Origin of the sequence: Longimicrobium sp. (assembly GCF_036280135.1) — a bacterium.
In the GTDB taxonomy this organism is placed as follows: Bacteria; Gemmatimonadota; Gemmatimonadetes; order Longimicrobiales; family Longimicrobiaceae; genus Longimicrobium.
On sequence record NZ_DASURI010000148.1, the window covers coordinates 1 to 2722 of the forward strand.

The window sequence follows — 2722 nt, forward strand, 5'->3', positions numbered from 1 at the left end:
CTGCCTCTGCTCCCTCTGCGTGAGAATGCAGTTTTCTGTTGCCTGATTCCGCACGGCTCCCGCCACGGTGCGGCATTTCGCGGCGGCACGTTGCGGATTGCCAGACTCCCGGCAGGAGCACCGGGCCGCACGCTTTCGCGCCTGCAACACTTTGCAGCAGCGAACGCCTTCCCGGCCCGATCTGTATCAGCCTGTCGCAGTTCTCCGGAAGTCAGCCGGCACGCGGGGTTTACGCGATCCGCGACATGCCCCTCGTCGCTGAAATGGCAAAAACGACGCGGAACACGACACCGCACTCGACAAATGAGGCGGCAGCGCGTATGCTAGTTGCACACGTTCACCAAAAGAGTGCAGGCCAATTAGAGATAGACGACGGAGCAACCCCCGGCGTCACATCGCCTTGCATTCACCGGCGCAGATCACCCGCAAGCGGCCGCCGCGTGCGGGAAAGCACCCAGACCCCGCACCCGCGCCTTCGCCGCCCATGGCCCTGCCCCACCCTCCCGACGCACGGCGCGCCCGCGGACGCGCCGGCTTTACCATGAGCGAGGTGCTGGCCGTGCTGGTGATCATCGGCATCAGCACCGCCATCGCCCTGCCGCGCGTGAACCTCACGCACCGCCGCACCGAAGCCGCCGTCCACCAGATGGCCAGCCTGCTCATGGCCGCCCAGCGCGCCGCCGTCAGCGGGCAGCACGACGTGGTGGTGGCCTTCGAGACCAGCCAGCGCCGCGTGCGCGTGCACTACGACGTGGACAACGACGGCGTGATGGACGGCAACGAGCGCGTGGTCCGCACCACGCTCCCCGACCTGGTGATCTTCGGCAACTCCGCCGGGACCTTGAGCCAGCTGGGCAGCGGCCCCGTCTCGTTCTCCCGGCAGCAGTCCGGCGCCCCCGCCGTGACGTTCAACCGCTCCGGCAGCGCCAGCCAGGAAGGCGGGTTCTACCTCACCACCGCCGCGCAGACGGCGCCCAGGCCCAGCACGGCCCGCGCCGTGGTGGTGGACCGCGCCACGGCCCGCGCCGTCACCTGGCGCTACGGCACCGCCGGCTGGGAAAGGCGCTACTGATGCGCGTGCCCCTTCGCAGATCGACATCCCCGTCCGCCGCCGCCGGGTTCACCCTGCTGGAGGTGATGGTGGCGCTCGTCATCCTGGGCTTCGTCATCCTGGGCGCCCAGGCGTCCATGACGTCCATGATGGTGCGCAGCGTGAACTGGCAGGAGGCGCGCGGGCGCGGCAACCAGCTGGCCATGGACCGCATCCACGCCATCCAGGCCGACCCCAACTACGGCACCCTGGCCGCGCGCTACGCCGTCACGGAATCGCCCGTGGCGGGGGCGCCGGGCTTTACGCGCACCACGCGCTTTACGGCCACCCGCTTCGCGGACGGCACCGAGTACCAGACCGTTACCGTGACCGTCACGGCCCCGCGCGTTCCGCGACCCATCACCCGCACCACCGTGATCGCGAGCCCATGAGCACGAACCCCCTTCGCTCCCGCGGCGGCATGACGCTCATCGAAGTGCTGGTGGCGCTGGTCGTGGGATTGATGGTGCTGCAGGTGGCCCTGTCGTTCTTTGGCCAGCAGGGACGGGCGTTTGCCCGCGGCACCACGGCCATGAACGCCACGCAGAACGGCCGCAGCGCCGTGAACGCGCTGGAGACGGACGTGCGCACGGTGGGCACGCACGTGGCCTTCAAGCAGCCGTTCATGGTGTACGCCGGCCCGGACGTCATCGCGTTCAACGCCGACTACGCCAGCCCCGACCCCCTGGAAGAGAACGCCGTGTACGTGGACCGGGACCTTCCCCCGGGCCAGTCCGAGGCCGTCAAGCGCCTGCAGCGCTTCGCCATCCCCATGACGGGGTTCAGCTACCCGGACAGCAACTACTTCGCGGGCACCAGCAACAGCCCCGCCGAGACGCTGTCGCTCTTCCTTCAGCCGGACGCCAGCACCCCGCGGGCGGACGACTACGTGCTCATGCGCCAGGTGAACGCGGCGGCCCCGGCTGTCGTCGCGCGCAACCTGCTCAAGACGGGGAGCGCGCCCTTCTTCGAGTACTTCGTCATCCGCGTCCCCGAGGACGGGCCCACGCAGATGGTGTCCATCGGCGGCGGCCCCCTGGCGCACACGGCGCCCCTGCACGGCTCCGCCCAGGACGCGGGCGCCGAGATCGACAACATCCGCGCCGTGCGCGTGCGCTTTACGGTCACCAACGGGCTCACGGGCGCGCAGGAGCAGCGGCGGGCGTTCGACCGCACCATCCGCATGCCCAACGCCGGCGTGGCCACCCGCAACGTGTGCGGCGAGATCCCGCAGGGCGTGGCCCCGGGCGCCCAGGTGGTCCTGCTGCCCAGCGGCGCGCGGGGCGTGCAGCTCACCTGGACGGCGTCCGTCGACGAGCACGCGGGCGAGGGCGACGTGCTGCGCTACATCCTGTGGAAGCGCACGCTGCCGGCCGATTTCACGGACCCGTGGATGAGCATTCCCGCCGGGCTCAACGGCTACACGTACGTGGACGAGAACGTGGCGCGGGGAACGACGGTGCAGTACGCCGTGGCCGCGCAGGACTGCACCCCGTCCCGGTCGGCGCAGGCGCTGTCGCTGCCCGTCGCCATCCCCAACTTCTGAACTCCCTGGAACGGACCATGAACGCACCGAGAAACCCGGCGCGGGGGCAGGGCGGATACGCGCTGCTGATGGTGCTGCTGCTGGTG

3 protein-coding genes are annotated in these 2722 nt (G+C 70.2%); all 3 read left to right on the forward strand.

Going from position 1 to position 2722, the window contains the following annotated elements:
* Positions 1-484: 484 nt before the first annotated feature.
* Genes VFZ20_RS04510 through VFZ20_RS04520 form a run of 3 tightly spaced genes read left to right on the forward strand, consistent with a single transcriptional unit; the run spans position 485 to position 2636 of the window.
* A complete protein-coding gene (locus VFZ20_RS04510; protein WP_329682639.1) occupies positions 485-1072 on the forward strand; it encodes a pilus assembly FimT family protein in 588 nt (195 codons plus the stop codon).
* On the forward strand, positions 1072-1482 hold the full coding sequence (locus tag VFZ20_RS04515; RefSeq protein ID WP_329682640.1) for a type IV pilus modification PilV family protein: 411 nt from the start codon (positions 1072-1074) through the stop codon (positions 1480-1482). The genes VFZ20_RS04510 and VFZ20_RS04515 overlap by 1 nt, the downstream gene beginning before the upstream one ends.
* Positions 1479-2636, forward strand: coding sequence for a PilW family protein (locus VFZ20_RS04520; RefSeq protein ID WP_329682641.1), 1158 nt, complete (start codon positions 1479-1481; stop codon positions 2634-2636). The genes VFZ20_RS04515 and VFZ20_RS04520 overlap by 4 nt, the downstream gene beginning before the upstream one ends.
* Positions 2637-2722: the final 86 nt, after the last annotated feature.